The 20647-nt window shown below is 71.4% G+C and carries 20 protein-coding genes; 4 read left to right on the top strand and 16 right to left on the bottom strand.

Annotated features, from left to right (window positions below; genetic code table 11):
- Positions 1–3: 3 nt before the first annotated feature.
- Together RLT58_RS24315 and RLT58_RS24310 are read right to left on the bottom strand one after the other, a co-directional pair.
- The gene (locus RLT58_RS24315; RefSeq protein ID WP_266778681.1) at positions 4–165 is read right to left on the bottom strand and encodes a hypothetical protein; all 162 of its coding nucleotides are present in this window, start codon (positions 163–165) and stop codon (positions 4–6) included.
- A gap of 84 nt (positions 166–249) precedes the next feature.
- A complete protein-coding gene (locus RLT58_RS24310; protein WP_311312482.1) occupies positions 250–402 on the bottom strand; it encodes a hypothetical protein in 153 nt (50 codons plus the stop codon).
- 111 nt (positions 403–513) lie between these two features.
- Between RLT58_RS24310 and RLT58_RS24305 the strand changes: the two genes are divergently transcribed.
- A complete protein-coding gene (locus RLT58_RS24305; RefSeq protein ID WP_311312481.1) occupies positions 514–1635 on the top strand; it encodes a M48 family metallopeptidase in 1122 nt (373 codons plus the stop codon).
- Here RLT58_RS24305 and RLT58_RS24300 read toward each other — a convergent pair.
- The 5 genes from RLT58_RS24300 to proB form a co-directional block, all read right to left on the bottom strand.
- A complete protein-coding gene (locus RLT58_RS24300; protein WP_311312480.1) occupies positions 1568–2686 on the bottom strand; it encodes an SCO2583 family membrane protein in 1119 nt (372 codons plus the stop codon). The genes RLT58_RS24305 and RLT58_RS24300 overlap by 68 nt on opposite strands.
- Before the next feature lie 181 nt (positions 2687–2867).
- Positions 2868–3455 (bottom strand): SCO2584 family spore wall biosynthesis protein, encoded by a 588-nt coding sequence (locus RLT58_RS24295; RefSeq protein WP_311312479.1) that lies wholly within the window; start codon positions 3453–3455, stop codon positions 2868–2870.
- 66 nt (positions 3456–3521) lie between these two features.
- Positions 3522–4805, bottom strand: a complete 1284-nt coding sequence (locus RLT58_RS24290) for a glutamate-5-semialdehyde dehydrogenase (RefSeq protein ID WP_311312478.1) — start codon at positions 4803–4805, stop codon at positions 3522–3524.
- 80 nt (positions 4806–4885) lie between these two features.
- Positions 4886–5383, bottom strand: coding sequence for a DUF8830 family protein (locus RLT58_RS24285; protein WP_311312477.1), 498 nt, complete (start codon positions 5381–5383; stop codon positions 4886–4888).
- Positions 5384–5525: 142 nt separating this feature from the next.
- Entirely contained in the window at positions 5526–6659 is a 1134-nt protein-coding gene (gene proB / locus RLT58_RS24280; protein ID WP_311312476.1) for a glutamate 5-kinase, read from the bottom strand.
- 207 nt (positions 6660–6866) lie between these two features.
- Between proB and RLT58_RS24275 the strand changes: the two genes are divergently transcribed.
- The gene (locus RLT58_RS24275) at positions 6867–7523 is read left to right on the top strand and encodes a dTDP-4-dehydrorhamnose 3,5-epimerase family protein (protein ID WP_311312475.1); all 657 of its coding nucleotides are present in this window, start codon (positions 6867–6869) and stop codon (positions 7521–7523) included.
- A 1-nt stretch (position 7524) separates the two neighbouring features.
- Here RLT58_RS24275 and rfbD read toward each other — a convergent pair whose 3' ends face one another.
- Genes rfbD through RLT58_RS24260 form a run of 3 tightly spaced genes read right to left on the bottom strand, consistent with a single transcriptional unit; the run spans position 7525 to position 10459 of the window.
- Positions 7525–8373, bottom strand: coding sequence for a dTDP-4-dehydrorhamnose reductase (gene rfbD / locus RLT58_RS24270; RefSeq protein ID WP_311314629.1), 849 nt, complete (start codon positions 8371–8373; stop codon positions 7525–7527).
- 32 nt (positions 8374–8405) lie between these two features.
- On the bottom strand, positions 8406–9392 hold the full coding sequence (gene rfbB, locus RLT58_RS24265; RefSeq protein ID WP_311312474.1) for a dTDP-glucose 4,6-dehydratase: 987 nt from the start codon (positions 9390–9392) through the stop codon (positions 8406–8408).
- The gene (locus tag RLT58_RS24260; RefSeq protein WP_311312473.1) at positions 9389–10459 is read right to left on the bottom strand and encodes a glucose-1-phosphate thymidylyltransferase; all 1071 of its coding nucleotides are present in this window, start codon (positions 10457–10459) and stop codon (positions 9389–9391) included. Before RLT58_RS24260 ends, rfbB begins: the two co-directional genes overlap by 4 nt.
- Before the next feature lie 360 nt (positions 10460–10819).
- Here RLT58_RS24260 and RLT58_RS24255 point away from each other — a divergent pair, with 360 nt between their 5' ends.
- Positions 10820–12904 (top strand): hypothetical protein, encoded by a 2085-nt coding sequence (locus RLT58_RS24255; RefSeq protein ID WP_311312472.1) that lies wholly within the window; start codon positions 10820–10822, stop codon positions 12902–12904.
- A gap of 56 nt (positions 12905–12960) precedes the next feature.
- On the opposite strand, the gene galE is transcribed toward RLT58_RS24255, so the two are convergent.
- Complete coding sequence (gene galE / locus RLT58_RS24250) at positions 12961–13932, bottom strand: UDP-glucose 4-epimerase GalE (RefSeq protein ID WP_311312471.1); 972 nt, start codon at positions 13930–13932, stop codon at positions 12961–12963.
- Positions 13933–14139: 207 nt separating this feature from the next.
- On the opposite strand from galE, the gene RLT58_RS24245 reads away from it, so the two are divergent.
- Positions 14140–16374: a bifunctional glycosyltransferase/CDP-glycerol:glycerophosphate glycerophosphotransferase gene (locus RLT58_RS24245; RefSeq protein WP_311312470.1), complete on the top strand. Its 2235-nt coding sequence runs from the start codon at positions 14140–14142 to the stop codon at positions 16372–16374.
- Positions 16375–16452: 78 nt separating this feature from the next.
- Here RLT58_RS24245 and obgE read toward each other — a convergent pair whose 3' ends face one another.
- From obgE to RLT58_RS24220, 5 genes are all read right to left on the bottom strand, one after another.
- The gene (gene obgE, locus RLT58_RS24240) at positions 16453–17892 is read right to left on the bottom strand and encodes a GTPase ObgE (RefSeq protein WP_311312469.1); all 1440 of its coding nucleotides are present in this window, start codon (positions 17890–17892) and stop codon (positions 16453–16455) included.
- A gap of 143 nt (positions 17893–18035) precedes the next feature.
- Complete coding sequence (gene rpmA / locus RLT58_RS24235; protein ID WP_018103204.1) at positions 18036–18293, bottom strand: 50S ribosomal protein L27; 258 nt, start codon at positions 18291–18293, stop codon at positions 18036–18038.
- Positions 18294–18307: 14 nt separating this feature from the next.
- The gene (rplU, locus tag RLT58_RS24230; RefSeq protein WP_018551604.1) at positions 18308–18628 is read right to left on the bottom strand and encodes a 50S ribosomal protein L21; all 321 of its coding nucleotides are present in this window, start codon (positions 18626–18628) and stop codon (positions 18308–18310) included.
- A 207-nt stretch (positions 18629–18835) separates the two neighbouring features.
- On the bottom strand, positions 18836–19897 hold the full coding sequence (locus RLT58_RS24225) for an iron-containing alcohol dehydrogenase family protein (RefSeq protein ID WP_311312468.1): 1062 nt from the start codon (positions 19895–19897) through the stop codon (positions 18836–18838).
- On the bottom strand, positions 19885–20637 hold the full coding sequence (locus tag RLT58_RS24220; RefSeq protein WP_311312467.1) for a phosphocholine cytidylyltransferase family protein: 753 nt from the start codon (positions 20635–20637) through the stop codon (positions 19885–19887). The genes RLT58_RS24225 and RLT58_RS24220 overlap by 13 nt, the downstream gene beginning before the upstream one ends.
- Positions 20638–20647: the final 10 nt, after the last annotated feature.

Below are 20647 nucleotides of genomic sequence, written 5' to 3'. Positions count from 1 at the left end.
GCCTCAGCGGTCGCGGTTGAAGCGGGTGGTGATCCACAGAAGGAGGAGAAGCGCGACAAACGCACCGCCACCGGTGAGGTAGGGGCTGAGGCTTTCGTGGTTGCCGCCGTGCTCGCCCTCGGCGGCGACGGTGACCAGCTGGTGTGCGGTGCTCGTGAGGCTCATCTTCGGCAGGACCTATCGATCGGGAGTCGGAGGGAAGACGTCGCGGACATCGTATGCGGGCGCCCCGGGCACGCTCACGCCGACTCAGTCGTTGTGGTCGTCGTTGCGGTATCCACGCAGCAGGAACCAGGCGAGCAGCGCCGCCCCGACGAGGGAGGCGAGCAGCACGATGCGGAGCGTGTTGCCGGGTCCCTGACCGTCGGATGCGGCGGCGAGCAGAGCAACGGTGTGCGGCATGTCGGGCGTCTCCTCAGTTGTCCACAGCCCCCCGCACACCGTAGCCCCAGCACCTAGGCTGGGTTTGTCAGGGGGGCGAGCGTCGTCTCGTACGAAACAGGGGGAGCATCCATGACCGATGGCAGCCACGAGAGCCACGAGCACGTGCCGAGCAGGCAGCGCAGGCGTTTCCCGGGAATCTCCTCCCGGGCCTACGAACACCCGGCGGACCGCTCCGCGCTGGTCGCGCTGCGCAAGCTGACCGGCTTCGACACCGTCTTCAAGGCGTTGAGCGGACTGCTCCCGGAGCGCAGTCTGCGACTGCTCTTCCTGTCGGACTCCGTCCGGGTGAGCGACGCCCAGTTCGCCCACCTCAACGACATGCTGCGGGACGCGTGTTACATCCTGGACCTGGAGAAGGTCCCGCCGATGTACGTCAACCAGGACCCGCAGCCCAACGCCATGTGCATCGGGCTGGACGAGCCGATCATCGTGGTGACCACGGGGCTGGTCGAGCTGCTCGACGAGGAGGAGATGCGGGCCGTCGTCGGCCACGAGGTGGGACACGCCCTGTCCGGCCACGCCGTGTACCGCACGATCCTGCTCTTCCTCACCAATCTCGCCCTCAAGGTCGCCTGGATCCCCCTCGGCAACGTGGCGATCATGGCGATCGTCACCGCGCTGCGCGAGTGGTTCCGCAAGTCGGAGCTGTCCGCGGACCGGGCCGGGCTGCTGGTGGGCCAGGACCTCCAGGCCTCGATGCGCGGCCTGATGAAGATCGCCGGCGGCAATCACCTCCACGAGATGAATGTGGACGCCTTCCTCGCCCAGGCCGACGAGTACGAGAAGAGCGGCGACCTGCGCGACTCCGTCCTCAAGATCCTCAACGTGCTCCCCCGCTCGCACCCGTTCACCACGGTGCGCGCCGCCGAGCTGAAGAAGTGGTCCGAGACCCGGGACTACCAGCGGATCATGGACGGCCACTACCCCCGGCGCGACGAGGACAAGGACACCTCGGTGACGGACGCCTTCAAGGAGTCCGCCTCGCACTACGCCGATTCGGTGCGCAACAGCAAGGACCCGCTGATGAAGCTGGTCGGCGGGATAGCGGGCGGTGCCGGGGACCTGGGCGGAAAGCTCCGCGACAAGTTCACGGGCGGAGGCGGGGGCGCCAGGGGCGACGACGCTACGGGCTCCCAGGACTCGCCGGGGACGGAGGAGGGGCCGCAGGAGCCCGGGACGGCAGGGAGCTGACGTCCAGCGTCCCGCACAGCGCCGCGGTGGGCCGGCCCGTCGCGTACGGGTCGGTGCCCGCGGGGCCCCGGGAGACGGCCCGCTCCCCCGCGAGCAGCGGCCGCAGCGCGCCGGTGGTGTCGTCCGAGCAGGACTGCGGTCCGGCCTGGAGGTAGCTGGTCTGCACCTCCAGGCGGCGCAGCCGCAGATCCTCCCGGTCGAACCGGAAGCGCATCTCCCGCCTGACGGTGAACAGCGAGGCCCCGCCGGACTGCTGGGGGCCGGAGACGGCCGGGCGGAGCGCGTAGGTGAAGGTGTGGTCCGAGACGACCTCCAGGGCGTCTGCGCCCACCTCGGCGTAGCGCAGGGTGCCCCGGACGCGGATCTCGGGGTCGGGGGTGACCTCGGCCGGGTCGAAGCGCACCAGCCAGCCGGTCGCGGCGTGCTGCCCGTCGTTGTACGGCTCGTTCATGCTCCGGTCGAACTGGTCCATCTGGTCCGGGTCGAGCAGTCCCTCCACCGGCCGCACGGCGTTCCCGGTGAGCACGTCGGGGTCGAGCGAGGAGGCCACCAGATAGTCCTTGACGGTGGTCAGGGCGGTGACGACCTGGCTATCGGAGAAGTTGGCCGTCCGCCGGGTGACGGGGAAGTTGATGCCTTCCGCGCCCTTGGGGTACGGGGCGGCGGGGCTGCCTCGGAAGAGCTCGGCCGGGGTGCCGCCCGGGACGGCGCCGCGCGGGGCCAGGGGGACGACGGTCATCCGCAGCGGCTCGGCCCGGCGGCCGACGGGGCTCTGGTAGGGGTGGCGGAAGCCCATGAAGACGGCCGTGCCGAAAGCCAGGGCGATCAGGAGTGCCAGGACGAGTGCGGCCCGGGAGCCGGTGCGGAAGCTCCGTCCCGGCAGGCTGCGGACGGCACGGGCGTGTTCGCCCATGCGTTCCTGGGCGGAGAACTCCTGCAACCGCGCGGCACGGACGAAGGACTCGTCGAAGACGAGCGAGCGGTACTCGTCCTCGCTGCCGCTCGCGCCGTTGTCCGACGGTCCGTCCGGTGTGTCTCCGCGGTGTGCCATGACTTCTCCCGACTCCACGCCACCGACCGGCGGACAGGTGAGAAGCCCCCTCGTCCGTTCGAGCACATGGTTCGAACGGACGAGGGGTCACATCTTCATACCTTCAGGTTCGGTCGATTGAGACGAAGGTAAACGCGGTGGCGGAAGGCAACCACCGGGGAGTTCCGCACGGGTTGCGCCGTCAGGGCGTGCGCGGGACCGCGGAGACCATCGGGCGGGAGTAGCTCTGCGCGGCGGACGGGGCGGCGGTGGGCCCGGGGGCACTGTCCACACCGCTGGTGGCCGGCGGCGGGACCTGGTCCTGCCGGTCGCCCGAGGTGTTGCGGTAGACGGCGCTGAAGGCCAGGGCGACCATGCCGACGCCCATCAGGACGGCCAGCAGCCAGGCGACCGGCCGGTGCCAGCGGGCCGCACCCCGGTAGGGGCGCAGGGAGCCGCCGTGCCGCCCGTAGGGGCCGCTGTCACAGCCGCCGCCGTCCGGGCCGTCGCCGTAGGCGCTCCTGCGGCCGTAGGCGCCGCCCGGCCCGTAGTCGTCGTAGAAGTCGTCGTCCAGGGGGCCGCCGCCGGCCCCGGCCCGGAAGGCGTCGGCCTCGGCGCGTGCCTCTGCGGCGGCCAACAGGCGCTCGACGGCGGTGGGTTCATGGACCTCGGCGGCCCGCACGAAGTCCTCGTCGAACACCACGGAGGCGAAGTCCTCGTCCGCGCCCCCGCGGTCGTCGTCGGGCTCCCAGCCGTTCGGGAACGGCCTGCCCCCCACGTCGTCCGGCACGGCTTCAGCCTAGCCCCGGCGCGTCGTTTTCGGCAGGGAGACGGCACATCCGGCGCATCCGGGGGGTCACCTCACATGGCCGTCCCCGGTCACGATGTACTTCGTCGACGTCAGCTCCGGCAGCCCCATGGGGCCCCTGGCGTGCAGCTTCTGCGTGGAGATACCGATCTCGGCGCCGAATCCGAACTGACCGCCGTCGGTGAACCGCGTGGAGGCGTTGACGGCCACCGTCGTGGAATCCACCAACTGGGTGAACCGGCGGGCCGCCGCCTGCGAGGTGGTCACGATCGCCTCGGTGTGGCCGGACGACCAGAGCCGGATGTGCGCCACGGCCGCGTCCAGCGACTCCACGACCGCCGCCGCGATGTCGTACGAGAGGTACTCGGTCTCCCAGTCCTCCGGCGTCGCCGCCACCACGGTGGCCTTGGACCCCTCCGCGTACTCCAGCACCCGCTCGTCGCCGTGCACGGTCACGCCGGCCTCGGCCAGGGCGTCCAGGGCGCGGGGCAGGAAGGCGTCGGCGATGTCCTTGTGGACCAGCAGGGTCTCGGCGGCGTTGCAGACGCTGGGGCGCTGGGCCTTGGAGTTGACCAGGATGGAGACGGCCATGTCGAGGTCGGTCCGCGCGTCCACGTACACATGGCAGTTGCCGGTGCCGGTCTCGATGACCGGGACGGTGGACTCCTCGACGACCGTGCGGATCAGCGAGGCGCCGCCGCGCGGGATGAGGACGTCCACCAGGCCGCGGGCCCGCATCAGCTCGCGTACCGAGTCGCGGTTCTCGCCCGGCACCAGCTGCACCGCGTCGGCCGGCAGGCCGGAGCCGCCGACCGCGTCGCGCAGCACCCGCACCAGCGCGGTGTTGGAGGCGAACGCCGACGACGAGCCGCGCAGCAGGACGGCGTTGCCCGACTTCAGGCAGAGGGCCGCGGCGTCCACCGTGACGTTGGGGCGTGCCTCGTAGATGATCCCGACCACGCCGAGCGGCACCCGGACCTGGCGCAGGTCGATGCCGTTGGGCAGGGTCGAGCCGCGCACGACCTCGCCGACCGGGTCGGGCAGCGCGGCGACGTCCCGCACGTCGGCGGCGATGGCGCGGATGCGCTCCGGGGTGAGGGTCAGCCGGTCGACGACGGACTCGCTGGTCCCGGCCTCGCGGGCGCGTGCCACGTCCTCGGCGTTGGCCGCGAGGATGTCACTCGTCCGTACTTCGAGCGCGTCCGCGATCGCCAGCAGCGCGTCGTCCTTCGCCGCGCGCGGAAGTGGCGCGATGTCGGCGGCTGCGGAGCGGGCCCGGTAGGCGGCCTGGGCCACCGGGGACATGTTGTCGTACGGCGAAAGCGTGGTCATGCCCGCAGAGTAGTGCGCACACTGCGGGCATCCGTCACGTATCCCGTGATGCGAGACAGCCGTCCCGTAACGGCCGCAGGTCAGTACGGGTGCACCCCGACCGGGGCGGCCGGGGGCGGACCGTACCCCTCGGCGATGCGCTGGTGGTACGTCTCGCGGTCGATGACCTCCAGGCCGACGATCACCCAGGGCGGCAGGCCGGCGCTGGAGCGGTGCTCGCCCCACAGCCGCAGGGCGACCGCCGCCGCGTCGTGCAGGTCACGGGCCTCTTCCCAGTAGCGGATCTCCGCGTGGTCGTTGGCGTAGCGGCTGGTCAGCAGGAAGGGATGGTCGTGCGCGAGCTGTTCGAGGCCGCGTCTGACCTCCTTGAGCGGGATCTCGGCACCGGAGACGCAGAGCGTGATGTGCCACAGCTTGGACTGGGTGTGGTCCTGGCCGGCCGCCGGTTCCGTGCGGGTGGTGCACTCGTCCCTTCGGTCCGCCGGCCTGCTCCCGTCGAAGTCCGCCCCCGCTCCGACGCTGGTCAGGGTGCGGCCACCCGTTCCTCGGGGCGGCGCCCCCGGGCGCGCTCGTCTCACCGGCGGCCTCCTGTGATGTGTTGCTGTGCTGTACCCCGCAGTGTCCCTGCTACAAAGTGGACCAGTCCTCGGCCCGGCATGGGGCGGTTTTCGGGAAGGTCTTTGCCCGATGGCCGGACTTTCAGCCGTTTCAGGGGGTGTGTCAGCCGTGCAGGACGACGAGATCGTCCCTGTGTACGACCTCGCGCTCGTAGGCGGGGCCGAGTTCGCGCGCCAGGTCGCGGGTGGACCGGCCCAGCAGCTGCGGGATCTCCTTGGCGTCGAAGTTGACGAGCCCGCGTGCCACCGGCCGCCCCCGCAGATCGCGCAGTTCCACCGGGTCGCCCGCGGTGAAGTCGCCCTCGACCGAGGCGATCCCAGCCGGCAGCAGCGAGCTGTGGCGCTCGACGACCGCCCGCACGGCCCCGTCGTCCAGGGTCAGCGAACCCTGCGGGGTGGAGGCGTGGGCGAGCCAGAGCAGCCGGTCGGCGGAGCGGCGGCCGGTGCGGTGGAAGTACGTACCGGTGTCGCGGCCCGCCAGCGCGTCGGCGGCGCGGCTGGCGGAGGTGAGGACGACGGGGACGCCGGCGGCCGTGGCGATGCGGGCGGCCTCGACCTTGGTGACCATGCCGCCGGTCCCGACGCCCGCCTTGCCGGCGCTGCCGATGCTGACCCCGGCCAGATCGGCGGGTCCCCTGACCTCCGCGATGCGGGTGGTGCCCGGGATGCTCGGGTCGCCGTCGTAGAGGCCGTCCACGTCCGAGAGGAGGATCAGCAGGTCGGCGCGGACGAGGTGGGCGACGAGCGCGGCGAGGCGGTCGTTGTCGCCGAAGCGGATCTCGTCGGTGGCGACGGTGTCGTTCTCGTTGACGACGGGCAGCGCGCCCATGTCCAGGAGCTGGTCCAGGGTGCGGTAGGCGTTGCGGTAGTGGGCGCGGCGGCTGGTGTCGTTGCTGGTGAGCAGCACCTGGCCGACGCGGACGCCGTAGCGGGCGAACGAGGCGGTGTAGCGGGCGACCAGCAGTCCCTGGCCGACGCTGGCGGCGGCCTGCTGCCTGGCCAGGTCCTTGGGTCTGCGGTGCAGTCCGAGCGGGGCGAGTCCGGCCGCGATGGCGCCGCTGGAGACGAGGACGACCTCGCGCTCACCGCCGCCGCGCACCTTGGCGAGCACGTCGACGAGTGCGTCGACCCGGTCGGCGTCGAGGCCGCCGACGGCCGTGGTGAGGGAGGAGGAACCGACCTTGACCACGATCCTGCGGGCTTCCGTGACGCCCTGCCTTGCCCCTGACACGCGCATCCCCCGTGGTTCGTCCTCGATCGGAATCCGCAATCTACGTGAGGTTGGGGATCCGGCGCCCGCGCGTTCCGCCCTCTGGACCCGGTTCGTCCGGTCCGCACCACTACGTATGCGTATCCGCACCCGCCCCCGGCTCGTTGCAGCAGTCATCGGCACCCCGGCCGGACACCCCCGGCGGGGGAACTCTGAGGACAAGGACGTGATCGCATGCGCCGGCTCTCCATTCCAGGGGCCTGGGTGCACGAGCCCGAGGTCATCCCGGACGGCCGCGGCAGTTTCCACGAGTGGTTCAGGGCGGCGGATCTCGGCGCGGCGGCGGGGCATGCGCTGGGACTCGCGCAGGCCAACTTCTCCACCTCCCGGCGGGGCACGCTGCGCGGGATCCACTTCGCCGACGTCCCGCCGGGCCAGGCGAAGTACGTGAAGTGCGTGAGCGGCGCGGTGCTGGATGTCGTCGTGGACGTCCGGACCGGCTCCCCCACGTACAAGCGGTGGGAGGCCGTGCGGCTGGACGACACCGATCACCGGGCGCTGTACCTCGCGGAGGGGCTCGGGCACGCCTTCATGGCGCTGACGGACGACGCGCGCGTGCTGTACCTCTGCTCGGAGGGTTACGCGCCCGGGCGTGAGCACGGCGTCGATCCGCTCGACGCGGAACTGGGGATCGCGTGGCCCTCGGACATCGCGCCGCTGCTGTCCGCGAAGGATGCCTCGGCCCCGTCGCTGGCCGCGGCCGAGGAGCAGGGGCTGCTGCCGTCGTACGAGGCGTGCGAGGCGTACTACGCGCGGCTGCGGGCGGCGGCCGGCGCACCGGTGCCCGGCGGGCGGACGGAGGACCAGCCGCTCAGCCCGGCCGGGCGCTGATTCAGGGGCGTTCCGCGGCGAGCAGCGCGGGGAACGCCTCGCCCAGGGCCGTGCGCCAGTCCCGGATGGGCTCGATCCCGGCCGCCGCGAACCGGTCGTGCGCCAGCACGCTGAACGCGGGCCGGGGCGCGGGCCTGGGGTACGCGCCGCTGGTGGTGGGGCGCACGCGGTCCGGGTCGGCGCCGAGCAGCCGGAAGATCTCCCGGGTGAAGCCGAACCAGGTCGTCTCGCCGCCGCTGGTGCCGTGGTAGACGCCCGCCGGTGCGCTGCCGTCGAGCGCGGCGCGGCCCAGCCGCACCAGCCGGGCGGCCAGGTCGACGGTCCAGGTGGGCTGGCCGCGCTGGTCGTCCACCACGTCGAGGGTGTCCTTGACGCCTTCGAGCCTGATCATCGTGCGGACGAAGTTGGCGCCGCCCGCGCCGTAGAGCCAGGCGGTGCGCACCACGTAGCCGGTGCCGGGAAGGGTCTCCAGCACGGCGCGCTCGCCCGCCAGCTTGGTGCGTCCGTACGCGCTGCGCGGGCCGGTGGGGTCGTTCTCGGCGTACGGGCGCCCGCCGTCCCCGGCGAACACGTAGTCGGTGGAGACATGGAGCAGCACGCTGCCGTGCTCGCGGCAGGCGGCGGCCAGGACGGCGGGGCCGGTGCCGTTGACCCGCAGGGCCTCGTCCTCGCGGCTCTCGGCCTCGTCGACGGCGGTCCAGGCCGCGCAGTTGACGACGACGGCGGGCCGGTGCGCGGCGAAGACCTCGTGGACCCGGTCCGGGTCGGCGATGTCCAGGGCCGTGCGGCCCGCGCCGACGACGGTGACGTCCTCACGGGCGAGGGCGGCGAGCAGGTCCTGCCCCAGCATCCCGGCGGCGCCGGTGACCAGCCAGACCGGGTTCACAGGGCTGCCCTCGCCTTCAGCGGCTCCCACCAGGCGCGGTTGTCGCGGTACCAGCGCACGGTCTCGGCGAGCCCGGTGCGGAAGTCCTTGCGGGGCTCGTAGCCCAGCTCATCGCGGATCTTGGCGCAGTCGACGGAGTAGCGCCGGTCGTGGCCCTTGCGGTCCTCGACATGGCGGACATCGGTGTCCCAGTCGGCGCCGCAGGCCTCCAGGAGCAGTCCGGTCAGCTCCTTGTTGGAGAGCTCGGTGCCGCCGCCGATGTTGTAGACCTCGCCCGCGGCGCCCTTGGTGCGCACGAGTTCGATGCCCTGGACGTGGTCGTCGATGTGCAGCCAGTCGCGCACATGGCCCCCGTCCCCGTACAGCGGGACCGGCAGGCCGTCCAGCAGCTGGGTGACGAAGAGGGGGATGACCTTCTCGGGGAAGTGGTGGTGGCCGTAGTTGTTGGAGCAGCGGGTCACCCGCACGTCGAGCCCGTGGGTGCGGTGGTACGCGAGGGCGATCAGGTCGCTCGACGCCTTGGATGCGGAGTACGGGGAGTTGGGCGCGAGCGGCTCGCGCTCGGTCCAGGAGCCCTCCTCGATGGAGCCGTAGACCTCGTCGGTCGAGACGTGCACGAAGGTCCGCACGCCCGCCAGCCGCGCGGCGTGGACGAGGGTGTGGGTGCCCACGACGTTGGTACGGACGAAGGCGGCGCCGCCGTCGATGGAGCGGTCCACGTGCGACTCGGCGGCGAAGTGCACCACCTGGTCGTGCCCGGCCATGAGGCGGCCGACCAGCTCGGCGTCGCAGATGTCGCCCTGGACGAACGAGAACCCGGGGTGGTCGCGGACCTCGTCGAGGTTGGCCGGGTTGCCCGCGTAGGTGAGCTTGTCGAGCACGGTGACGGCGAGGTCGCCGGGGCCGTCCGGGCCGAGCAGCGTACGGACGTAGTGCGAGCCGATGAAGCCGGCACCGCCGGTCACCAGGAGGTGGGTCGTCATGACGAGATCTGTACCTTGCTGTGGTCGCCGAGCACGAGACGGTGGGCGGACGGGCTGCGGGGGGCGGGGGTCACCTCGACGTCATGCCCGATGAGCGAGGCCTCGACGCGCCGGACGCCGTCGATCGAGGCGCCCCGCAGCACGATGGAGTACTCGATCTCGCTGTCCTCGATGCGGCAGTTCTGGGAGACCGAGGTGAACGGCCCGACATAGGCGTCGCTGATCACCGAGCCGCTGCCGATGATGGCGGGCCCGACGATCCGGCTGCGGGTGACCCGGGCGCCGGGCTCGATGAGCACCCGGCCGATGATCTCGCTCTCGTCGTCCACATGGGCGCCCTCGGTGCAGGGCTCGACGCTCTCCAGCACGGTCCGGTTGACCTCCAGCATGTCGGTGACGTTGCCGGTGTCCTTCCAGTAGCCGCGGATCGTGGTGGAGCGCACGTCGCGTTCCTGGTCGATCAGCCACTGGATGGCGTGGGTGATCTCCAGCTCGCCGCGCCAGGACGGGCGGATCGAGCGGACGGCCTCGTGGATGGCCGGGGTGAAGAGGTAGACGCCGACGAGCGCGAGGTCGCTCTTGGGGTACTCGGGCTTCTCCTCCAGGGCCACCACCCTGCCGTCCCGGTCCAGCTCGGCGACGCCGAACGAGGTCGGGTCGGGCACCTGTGTCAGCAGGATCTGGGCGTCCGGCCGGTCGGCGCGGAACCCCTCGACCAGTCCGGTGATGCCGCCGACGATGAAGTTGTCGCCCAGATACATGACGAAGTCGTCGCCGCCCAGGAAGCGCTGGGCGATCAGGACCGCGTGGGCGAGGCCGAGCGGCTCGGCCTGCGGGATGTAGGTGACGTCGATGCCGAAGCGGGAGCCGTCGCCGACCGCAGCGCGGATCTCCTCCTCGGTGTCGCCCACGATGATGCCGACGTCGGTGATACCGGCTTCCGCGATCGCCTCCAGGCCGTAGAACAGCACCGGTTTGTTCGCCACCGGGACCAGCTGTTTGGCCGAGGTATGGGTGATGGGACGGAGCCGGGTGCCTGCCCCACCGGAAAGTACGAGAGCCTTCACAGTTTCTGCCCCCACGATGAGATGCACGATGAGTTGGCGGTCCTGTCGCAGCTGCGACCTGTCGGCTGACCTTAGTCAGAATCACTGTCCGATACGTGACAAAACAGCCCGCGCACCCCCGTTGCCGACACATCCGGAGGAAAAGCGCCGGCCGGCCGTAACCGATCCGCTCTTTTCCGGGCTCTTCCGGCGCGCGTTCGGCATCCCGCCGATTGGTTGCACGCGGGCTCTCCTTTCTCACCGAGCTTTCACGACTGCCTCATAAACGGATGAGACGACTTCCATATCGTGGGCGCCGAATCCCCCACTGGTGCCACCCCCCGCCGTACACAAGAGCTCGAGCTCTTTGGAGTCCCACCCGTGCAACCACTCCCCCCTGTTCTGCGGTCCGCCGCGAAGGCCCTCCCGCTCGCCCTGCCGGCGGTGGCCTTCGCCGTGCAGGCCGCGGCAGCCGTCGTACCGCACGTCCCGCTGCTCGTCGTGGCGACCGCAGCCGTCCTCGGCAGCGAAGCGGCCCTGCACCGTTGGTGGCCCGGCCGGGTCGCGCTGCTCGCCAAGGTCCGGGCGGACACCATGATCCGCCGCCTGACCTGTGACTTCCTGCTACTCGTCGGGGTGCTCCGGCTGGACGGCCCGCACCGGGAATCGGCCTATCTGCCCGTGGTGCTCGGTCTGCTGCTCTTCTACGCGCTGCACTTCGCCACCCACGCGGCCGCGATCCGGGTCCGCGCCACCCGGACGCTGCCGCTGCTCACCCGCAACATCGACGCCTCGGCGCTGCGGATCACCCCGGCACCCCCGGCCCTGCTGACCCGGCGGCACGGCCTGCGGCTGCTGCTCCTCGGCCTTCCGGCGTCCGCGGGGCTGCTGCTCACCGCGGCGAGCGACCGCACGGAGTACGCCACGGCGGGCATCGCACTGTCGGCCGCGCTCACGGCCGCCGCCCTGGCCCGGCTGGGGTGGGCTCTGGTACGCCGCCGGCCCGCGTCGCCCGACGAGGTGCAGGCGTGGTTCGACGCCTGGCTCGCCGACTACCGGCCGACCGTCGGCCTGTACTTCTCGGGCGGCGCCTCGTCCGCCTACCAGGCCAACATGTGGCTGGACGCGCTGGCCGGGCTCGACGGCCGCCCGCTGATCGTCCTGCGCGAGCGCTTCATGATGCAGCGCATCGGCGCGACGGACATCCCCGTCGTGTGCCTCCCGAAGGTCGCCCAGCTCCTCCGGCTGGAACAGTCGGCCCTCAAGCTGATGATCCACCCCGCGAACTCGGGCAAGACCTCGCAGGTCCTGCGCATCCCCACGATCAAGCACGCCTTCGTCAACCACGGGGAGAGCGACAAGCTCTCCAGCTGCAACCCGTACGCGAAGGCGTACGACGAGGTGTGGGTCGCCGGTCCGGCCGCGCGCGAGCGCTACGCCCTGGCCGACGTCGGCGTCCGGGACGCCGACGTGGTGGAGATCGGCCGCCCCCAGCTGGCCTCGATCGCCCCGTACGCGGGGCCGCCCACGGGCCCGTGCACGACCGTGCTCTACGCCCCGACCTGGGAGGGCTGGGACGGCAACCCGGGCAACACCTCGGTCGTCCTGGCCGGCGAGAACATCGTGGGGGCCCTGCTCGCCGACCCCGGGGTCCGGCTGCTCTACAAGCCGCACCCCATGACGGGCTCGGTCGACCCCCGGGCCGGGGCGGCGGACTTCCGCATCCGGGCGATGATCGGCCGGGCCAACCGCGAGCGCCCCGGACCCCCTCCCGGCCCCGGGGCCGCGGCCGAACTCGCCCGGCGGGCCTCGGAGCTGGAGTCCCTGAGCGCGTCCTCGTTCCGCGACGCCGCCGACGACGCCGAACGGATGCTGGTGCAGGGCGCGCCGGAGCCCGGCCGGGCCGCCTCGGTCGCCGCCGCGACCGAGGCCTGGGAGGCGGCCCACTGGGCGTCGCTCCCCGCCCGGGAGCACCAGGTCGTCACCGCCGCGCAGCCCGCGCTGTACTCCTGCTTCAACGAGGCGGACCTGCTGATCAGCGATGTGTCGAGCGTGGTCACCGACTATCTGGCCGGCGAGAAGCCGTACGCGGTGGCGAACACCAGCGGGCTGGACGACGCGCTGTTCCGCGAGGCCTTCCCCACCGCCGGCGCGGCGACCCTGCTCACCCCGGACGCGGCGGGCGTGCCCGCGCTCCTGGAATCGGTGCGCCGTCCCGGGGACGACGGGCTCGCCGAGGCCAGGGCCGCCCTGAAGCTCCGGCTCCTTGGCCCCTCGGACCCGCCGTCCCGGGTCCGCTTCGGCGACGCGGCCCGCAGGCTCTGCGAGGTCGCGGACGAGCACCGGGTACGGATGGCGGACCGGCTGCTGCCCGCGATCCCGGCGCAGCGCGGCGCCCGGACGCAGGAGGCGGTGGAGGAGGCCGATGCGGAGGCCGAAGCCCTGGAGCCACTGCCCGAGGGATGACGCGAAACGGCCCGCACCGCCCCGGGGGCGGTGCGGGCCGTTTCGCGTACCGAGCCCTAGGGGTGGCGCAGCCGCCAGCCCTGCCAGGCGGAGTCGATCATCTCGTCCACGCCGTACCGGGCCGACCAGCCCAGCTCCGCGCGGATCCGGTCGGCGCCCGCGACCACGCGTGCCGGGTCGCCGGGGCGGCGCGCGGTCACCTCGGCGCCGACGTCCCCGTTGTCCGTCACCTTGAGGATCCGGTCGACCATCTCCCGTACCGAGCTGCCCTCGCCTCGGCCGATGTTCAGCGTGAGGTCCGTGCCGGGCTCGGCCTCCTCCAGCCGGCGGGCGGCCGCGAGGTGGGCGGTGGCGATGTCCTCGACGTGGATGTAGTCGCGGATGCAGGTGCCGTCGGGCGTGGCGTAGTCGTCGCCGAAGATCCGGGGGCTCTCACCGGCCTCCAGGCGCTCGAAGACCATCGGGATGAGGTTGAACACCCCGGCGTCGGCGAGCTCGGGCGAGGCGGCTCCGGCGACGTTGAAGTAGCGGAGCGAGGCGCAGCGCAGCCCGTGGGCCCGGGCGGCGGCGTGGATCAGCCACTCGCCGACGAGCTTGGTCTCGCCGTACGGGCTCATCGGCGCGCACGGGGTCTCCTCGGTGACGAGGTCCACGTCGGGCATGCCGTAGACGGCGGCCGACGAGGAGAACACGAGGCGGTCGACGTCGGCCGCGACCATGCTCTCGATCAGCACCTCCAGCCCGGTGACGTTCTCCTTGTAGTAGTAGAGGGGGCGCTCGACGGACTCGCCGACCTGCTTCTTGCCCGCGATGTGCACCACACCGGTCACACCGTGCTCGCGGATCGCCGCGTCCAGGGCCTGGCGGTCGAGAACACTGCCGGTCACCAGGGGCACCCCGGCCGGGACCTTGTCCGCGCTTCCGGTCGAGAGGTCGTCGAAGACGACCACCTGCTGACCGCCCGCGAGCATCGCGCGCACGACGTGCGCACCGATGTATCCCGCCCCGCCCGTAACCATCCAGGTCATGTCGTGACTCTCCCTGCCCGGTGTCATATCCATCGGCTTCACTCTACGTGGACGGCCGTACGGGACCGCCGGACCGGGCCTTACCACCCCGGGGGCGGTCCCGGGGATCAATTACGCTGTCCGGGTGCTGGACGCCGGCCACTGTTCAACGGTGCGCACCGCGCCCCTCGCACGGACCCTGCGAAAGCTCTCTGGAACTGGTGGACGATGCCTCGACTGACGCTCATCGTGCCTGCGTACAACGTGCAGGGGTACATCGGGGAGTGTCTCGACTCCGTGCTCCGGCAGGACTTCACCGACTTCGAGGTCATCGGCGTCGACGACTGCTCCCCGGACGGTTCCGGCGCGACCCTCGACACATACGCCGAACGCGATCCCCGGGTCCATGTGCTGCACCTCACCGAGAACGTGGGGCTCGGACGGGCGCGGAACGCGGGTCTGGACCGGGCGAGCGGCGACTACGTGCTCTTCCTGGACAGCGACGACACCCTCGCCCCCGGCTCGCTCGCGGCCATCGCGGCGCGGCTGGAGGCGACGGACGACCCCGACGTCCTGATCTACGACTACACCCGGACCTACTGGGACGGGCGGCTGCTGCGCAATAAGCGGGCCGAGCTGCTGGACGAGAGCGGGCCCGCCGTCTTCCGGCTGGAGGACCGGCCGCAGCTGCTGGATCTGCTGCAGATCGTGTGGAACAAGGCCTACCGCCGCGACTTCGTCACCCGCCTCGGCCTGCGGTTCCCGCCGGGTTACTACGAGGACGCGCCGTGGACGTACTCCTCGCTGGTCTCGGCGGAGCGCATCGCCGTGCTCGACCGCTCCTGTGTGATGTACCGGCAGCGGCGCGAGGGCGGCAACATCCTCCGTACGGTCAGCCGGAAGCACTTCGACGTCTTCGACCAGTACGACCGTGTGTTCGCCTTCCTGGACGAGCGGCCCGAACTCGACGTGTGGCGTCCGGCGCTCTTCAGGAAGATGGTCGACCACTTCCTGACGGTCCTGGAGAAGCCGGGCCGGCTCCCGCGCGACGCACGCGGCGAGTTCTTCCACCGGGCGGCCAAGGACTACCGCAGCCGGCTCCCGGAGGGCTTCGTGCGGCCGGCGGGCGGGCGCGGTTACAAGTACGCGCTGCTGGGCGTCGATTCGTACTCCGCGTTCGTCGGCGTCACCCGCGCCAACAACGTGCGCAACCGGGCACGGCTGGGCAGCCGGGCCCGTATCGGCCGGGCCAAGCGGGCCGCCCTCGGTGTGTTCTACCGGTCCCAGCTGCGGATGCCGCTGGACGAGAACCTGGCGGTGTTCTCCGCGTACTGGGGGCGCGGCTACTCCTGCAACCCGGCCGCGATCGAGGCCGAGCTCGGCCGTCTCGCCCCCGGGATGCGCCGGGTCTGGGCCGTCCGCTCCGAGCACCGCGACCGGGTGCCCAAGGGCGTCGAGACGGTGGTCGTCGGCTCCCGCGAGTACTGGTCGGTGATGGCCCGCGCCAAGTACCTGACGAACAACGTCAACTTCGGTGACACCGTCGTCAAGCGCGAGGGCCAGGTCCATCTGCAGACCCATCACGGCACCCCGCTGAAGACGATGGGGCTCGACCAGGCGCAGTACCCCGCGTCCACCAACATGGACATGGAGAAGCTGCTCAGCCGCTGCGACAGATGGGACTACAGCCTGTCGTCCAACCGGTTCTCCACCACCGTGTGGGAGCGGGTGTACCCCTGTCGTTACACCACGCTGGAGACCGGCTACCCGCGCAACGACGTGCTGCTCAACGCCACCGCGGCGGACGTGGTGGCCGCCCGGCACGACCTCGGTCTGGCGGACGGCTCGACGGCCTTCCTCTACATGCCGACCCACCGCGAGTACGAGAAGTCCTTCGCGCCCCGGCTCGATCTGCCCAGGCTCGCCGAGGAGCTGGGCCCCGACGTCACCCTGCTGGTGCGCGGCCACTACTTCTACAAGCCCACGGACCGGCTCGCCGAGCTCCAGGCCAGCGGCCGGATCATCGACGTCTCGGCGCACGGGAACGTGGAGCGGCTCTACCTCGCGGCGGACGCCCTGGTCACGGACTACTCCTCGGCGATGTTCGACTACGCCAACCTGGACCGGCCGATCGTGATCTACGCCGACGACTGGGACACCTACCGGGTCGTGCGCGGCACCTACTTCGACCTGATGGCCGAGCCCCCCGGCGCGGTCGCCACCGGCCAGGCGCAGCTCACCGCGCTCCTCGGCTCCGATGCGTGGCGCGACGAGAAGGCGGCCGGGCTGCGCGCGGCGTTCCGGGAGCGCTACTGCGACTACGACGACGGGAACGCGGCCGAGCGCGTCGTGCGCCGGGTCTTCCTGGGCGAGGAGACCCTGCTGCCGGTCGTGCCGCTCGCGGAGCGCACCCCGGCCCCCTCCCCCGCCGAGGCACTGCGCGAGCAGGCCGAGCACGCGTAGCGCGGGCACCACGCACACGGTCCCGGCCCCCCGAAGGGGACCGGGACCGTGTCAGGTCTCGCTACCGGCTCGTCCCGCTCACGCGAACGGGTCGAACTCCTGGTACTCCTTGCTGACGTCGTCGCGCTCCGCCTCGCGGTCGCGGCGGCGCTGGGCGGCCGGGCGCGGCTCCTCCAGGCGGTGGTCCTCACCGCGGCGGCCGAGCATCTCCGCACCGGCGGACACGGTCGGCTCCCAGTCGAAGACGACGGCGTTGTCCTCGGCGCCAATGGCCACACCGTCGCCCGCGCGGGCCCCGGCCTTGCGCAGCTCGTCCTCGACACCGAGCCGGTTCAGCCGGTCCGCGAGGTAGCCGACGGCCTCGTCGTTGTTGAAGTCGGTCTGGCGCACCCAGCGCTCCGGCTTCTCACCGCGCACCCGGTAGATGCCGTCGTCCTCCAGCACCACGGTGAAGCCGGCGTCGTCCACGGCCTTGGGCCGGATGACGATACGGGTGGCCTCCTCGACGGGCTTGGCGGCACGCGCCTCGGCGATGACACCGGCCAGCGCGAAGGAGAGCTCCTTGAGGCCGGTGCGCGCGACGGCGGACACCTCGAAGACGCGGTAGCCGCGGGCCTCCAGCTCCGGGCGGATCATGTCCGCCAGGTCCTGGCCGTCCGGGATGTCGATCTTGTTGAGGACGACGATGCGGGGCCGGTCGTCGAGCCCCCCGTACAGCTTGAGCTCCTCCTCGATCATGTCGAGGTCGGAGACCGGGTCGCGGTCGGACTCCAGCGTCGCCGTGTCCAGGACGTGCACGAGGACCGAGCAGCGCTCGACGTGGCGCAGGAACTCCAGTCCGAGGCCCTTGCCCTGGCTGGCGCCCGGGATCAGGCCCGGGACGTCGGCGATGGTGTAGACGGTGCTGCCCGCGGTGACCACGCCGAGGTTCGGGACGAGCGTGGTGAACGGGTAGTCGGCGATCTTCGGCTTGGCGGCGGACAGGACCGAGATCAGCGAGGACTTGCCGGCGCTGGGGTAGCCCACCAGGGCCACATCGGCGACGGTCTTCAGCTCCAGGACGATGTCCCGGGCCTCACCGGGCTCGCCGAGCAGCGCGAAGCCGGGGGCCTTGCGCCGCGCCGAGGCGAGCGCGCCGTTGCCGAGGCCGCCGCGGCCGCCCTGGCCGGCGACGAACATGGTGCCCTGGCCGACGAGGTCGGCGAGCACATTGCCCTCGCGGTCGAGGACGACGGTGCCGTCCGGCACGGGCAGGACCAGGTCCTGGCCCTCCTTGCCGGTGCGGTTGTCGCCCGCGCCGGGCTGGCCGTTGGTGGCCTTGCGGTGGGGATGGTGGTGGTAGTCGAGGAGCGTGGTGACGGCCTGGTCGACGACCAGGGTCACATCGCCGCCACGGCCGCCGTTGCCGCCGTCCGGGCCGCCGAGCGGCTTGAACTTCTCACGGTGAACGGAGGCACAGCCGTGGCCTCCGTTACCCGCGGCGACATGCAGCTCGACGCGGTCCACGAAGGTGGTCATGGGTGGAACCTCCAGTTACATACATGCAGAAATGTCTCGCTCGTGCGTCCCTGACAGGAACAACACGCGAAAGGCGGACCCACTTCCCTGATCAGGAAGTGAGGTCCGCCTCCACGTCAAACCGCTCGACGAGCGCCGGAAATTCAGCCGGCGATCGGAACGATGTTCACAACCTTGCGGCCACGGTGCGTGCCGAACTCGACCGCACCGGCGGCGAGGGCGAACAGCGTGTCGTCGCCGCCACGGCCGACGCCCGTGCCCGGGTGGAAGTGGGTGCCGCGCTGGCGGACCAGGATCTCACCGGCGTTGACGGCCTGACCGCCGAAGCGCTTCACGCCGAGCCGCTGAGCATTGGAGTCGCGCCCGTTCCGAGTGGACGATGCGCCCTTCTTGTGTGCCATGTCTCCTCAGTCCCTTACTTCGCAGCCGCGGGGATACCGGTGACCTTGATCGCCGTGTACTGCTGGCGGTGACCCTGGCGACGGCGGTAGCCGGTCTTGTTCTTGTAGCGAAGGATGTCGATCTTCGCGCCCTTGTGGTGGTCCACGATCTCGGCCTGGACCTTGATGCCGTCCAGCACCCACGGGTCGCTGGTCACGGCGTCGCCGTCGACAACGAGCAGGGTAGAGAGCTCTACCGTGTCGCCAACCTTGGCGGTGGGAATCTTGTCAACCTCAACGATGTCGCCGACAGCAACCTTGTGCTGGCGACCACCGCTGCGCACGATGGCGTACACGCGGATCTCACTCTCACTCGAAGCGGAAACCTCTGATGCCAGCCGCTCACACGGGTCCGGGGACCCGTGATGATCCGGATTGGACGAGCGGCCTCTCCCGTACGAGCGGGAGGTCAGTGCTCAGAGGTGTGGCGAACAAACGCCGACGGTCAAGATTACGGGGCCCCGGACAGCCCGGTCAAACCGGGTCCCCTTTCGGGCCCCGCCTCAGGCTCCGGCGGCGCTGACGTAGTCGGCGTAGGCGTCCCTGATCCCGTCCGCGGACAGATTCAGGTGCTCCAGGACCGTGTAGCGGCCGGGCCTGGTCCGGGGCGCGAAGTCGACCACCGAGACGAACTCCTCCGCGCTGAACCCGATCTCCTCGGCCGTGACCGGCAGCCCGTGCCGCCGCAGCGCCTCGGTCATCCGTACGGACTCCCGGTGCGCGCCGCGCAGATGCATCGCGAACGCCGCGCCCAGCCCGCACTGCTCGCCGTGGCTGGCGGCCCGCTGGGGGAAGAGCAGGTCGAAGGCGTGGTTGATCTCGTGGCAGGCGCCGGAGGCAGGACGGCTGTCGCCCGCCACCGACATCGAGATACCGGTGAGCACCAGCCCCTCCGCCAGCACCTGGAGGAAGGAGTCGTCGCCCAGGCCGCCGGGGTGGCGCAGCACGGCCTCGCCGGCCTGCCGGGCCATCGCGGCGGCCAGCCCGTCGATGTCCTCGCCGTTGACCCGGTGGGCCAGCTCCCAGTCCGCCACGGCGGAGATGTTCGAGAGCGCGTCCCCGATCCCGGACCGCACGAAGCGGACCGGGGCCTCACGGATGACGTCGAGGTCGATGACGACGGCGATCGGGTTCGGGACGCCGTACGAGCCGCGGCCCGCGTCGTTGTCCAGGGTGGCCACCGGGGAGCACAGCCCGTCGTGGGACAGGTTCGTCGCCACGGCGACCAGCGGCAGCCCGATGCGCGCCGCGGCGAACTTCGCACAGTCGATGATCTTGCCGCCGCCGAGGCCGACCACGGCGTCGTAGCGGCCGGACTTCATGGCCTCGGCGAGCTTGACGGCATCGTTCAGCGTGCCGCCGCCCACCTCGAACCAGGAAGCACCCGGCAGACTGTCCGAGAGCCGCTCCCGCAGCGCCCGGCCGGAACCCCCGCTGATCGCGACCGCCAGCTTGCCCGAGCCGGAGATCCGCTGATCGGCGAGGACACCCGCGAGATCGGCCAGAGCGCCCGCGCGGATGTCGACGACGACCGGCGCGGGTATCAGCCGGGTCAGTACTGGCACGCGATCTTCCTGCCCTTGGCCAGGTCCTCGTGGTTGTCGATCTCGACCCACTTCACGTCGCCGATCGGCTCCACGTCGACCTTGAAGCCGCGGTTGACGAGCTCCTGGTAGCCGTCCTCGTAGTACAGGTCGGGGTCGCGCTCGAACGTGGTCTTCAGCGCGTCGGCCAGCTCCTCGGCCGCGTCGCCCTCGATGAGGGTGACCCCGATGTACTCACCGGTGGCCTCGGCCGGGTCCATCAGCTTGGTGATCCGCCGGACGCCCTTGCCGTCCTCGACGACGACCTTCATCTCCTCGTCGGCGAGCTGCTTGACCGTGTCGAGGGCGAGGATGATCTTCTTGCCCTCGCCGCGCGCGGCCAGCAGCGTCTTCTCGACGGAGACGGGGTGCACGGTGTCGCCGTTGGCGAGGATCACACCGTCCTTGAGGGCGTCACGGCCGCACCACAGGGAGTAGGCGTTGTTCCACTCCTCGGCCTTGTCGTTGTCGATCAGCGTGATGCTGACGCCGTACTTGGCCTCCAGGGCGGCCTTGCGCTCGTACAGGGCCTCCTTGCGGTAGCCCACGATGATCGCGACGTCGGTCAGGCCGACCTCGGCGAAGTTGCCGAGCGTCAGGTCGACGACGGTGAGGCTCTCCTCGTTGCCCTCGGGGCCGACCGGCACCAGGGCCTTGGGAAGCGTGTCGGTGTAGGGGCGCAGACGACGGCCTGCGCCGGCCGCCAGAATCATGCCGATCATGAGGGTTCTC

Origin of the sequence: Streptomyces sp. ITFR-16 (assembly GCF_031844705.1) — a bacterium.
Classification (GTDB): domain Bacteria; phylum Actinomycetota; class Actinomycetes; order Streptomycetales; family Streptomycetaceae; genus Streptomyces.
Note: the sequence above shows the minus strand (reverse complement) of the source record. Positions and strands in the feature narration are given on the sequence as shown.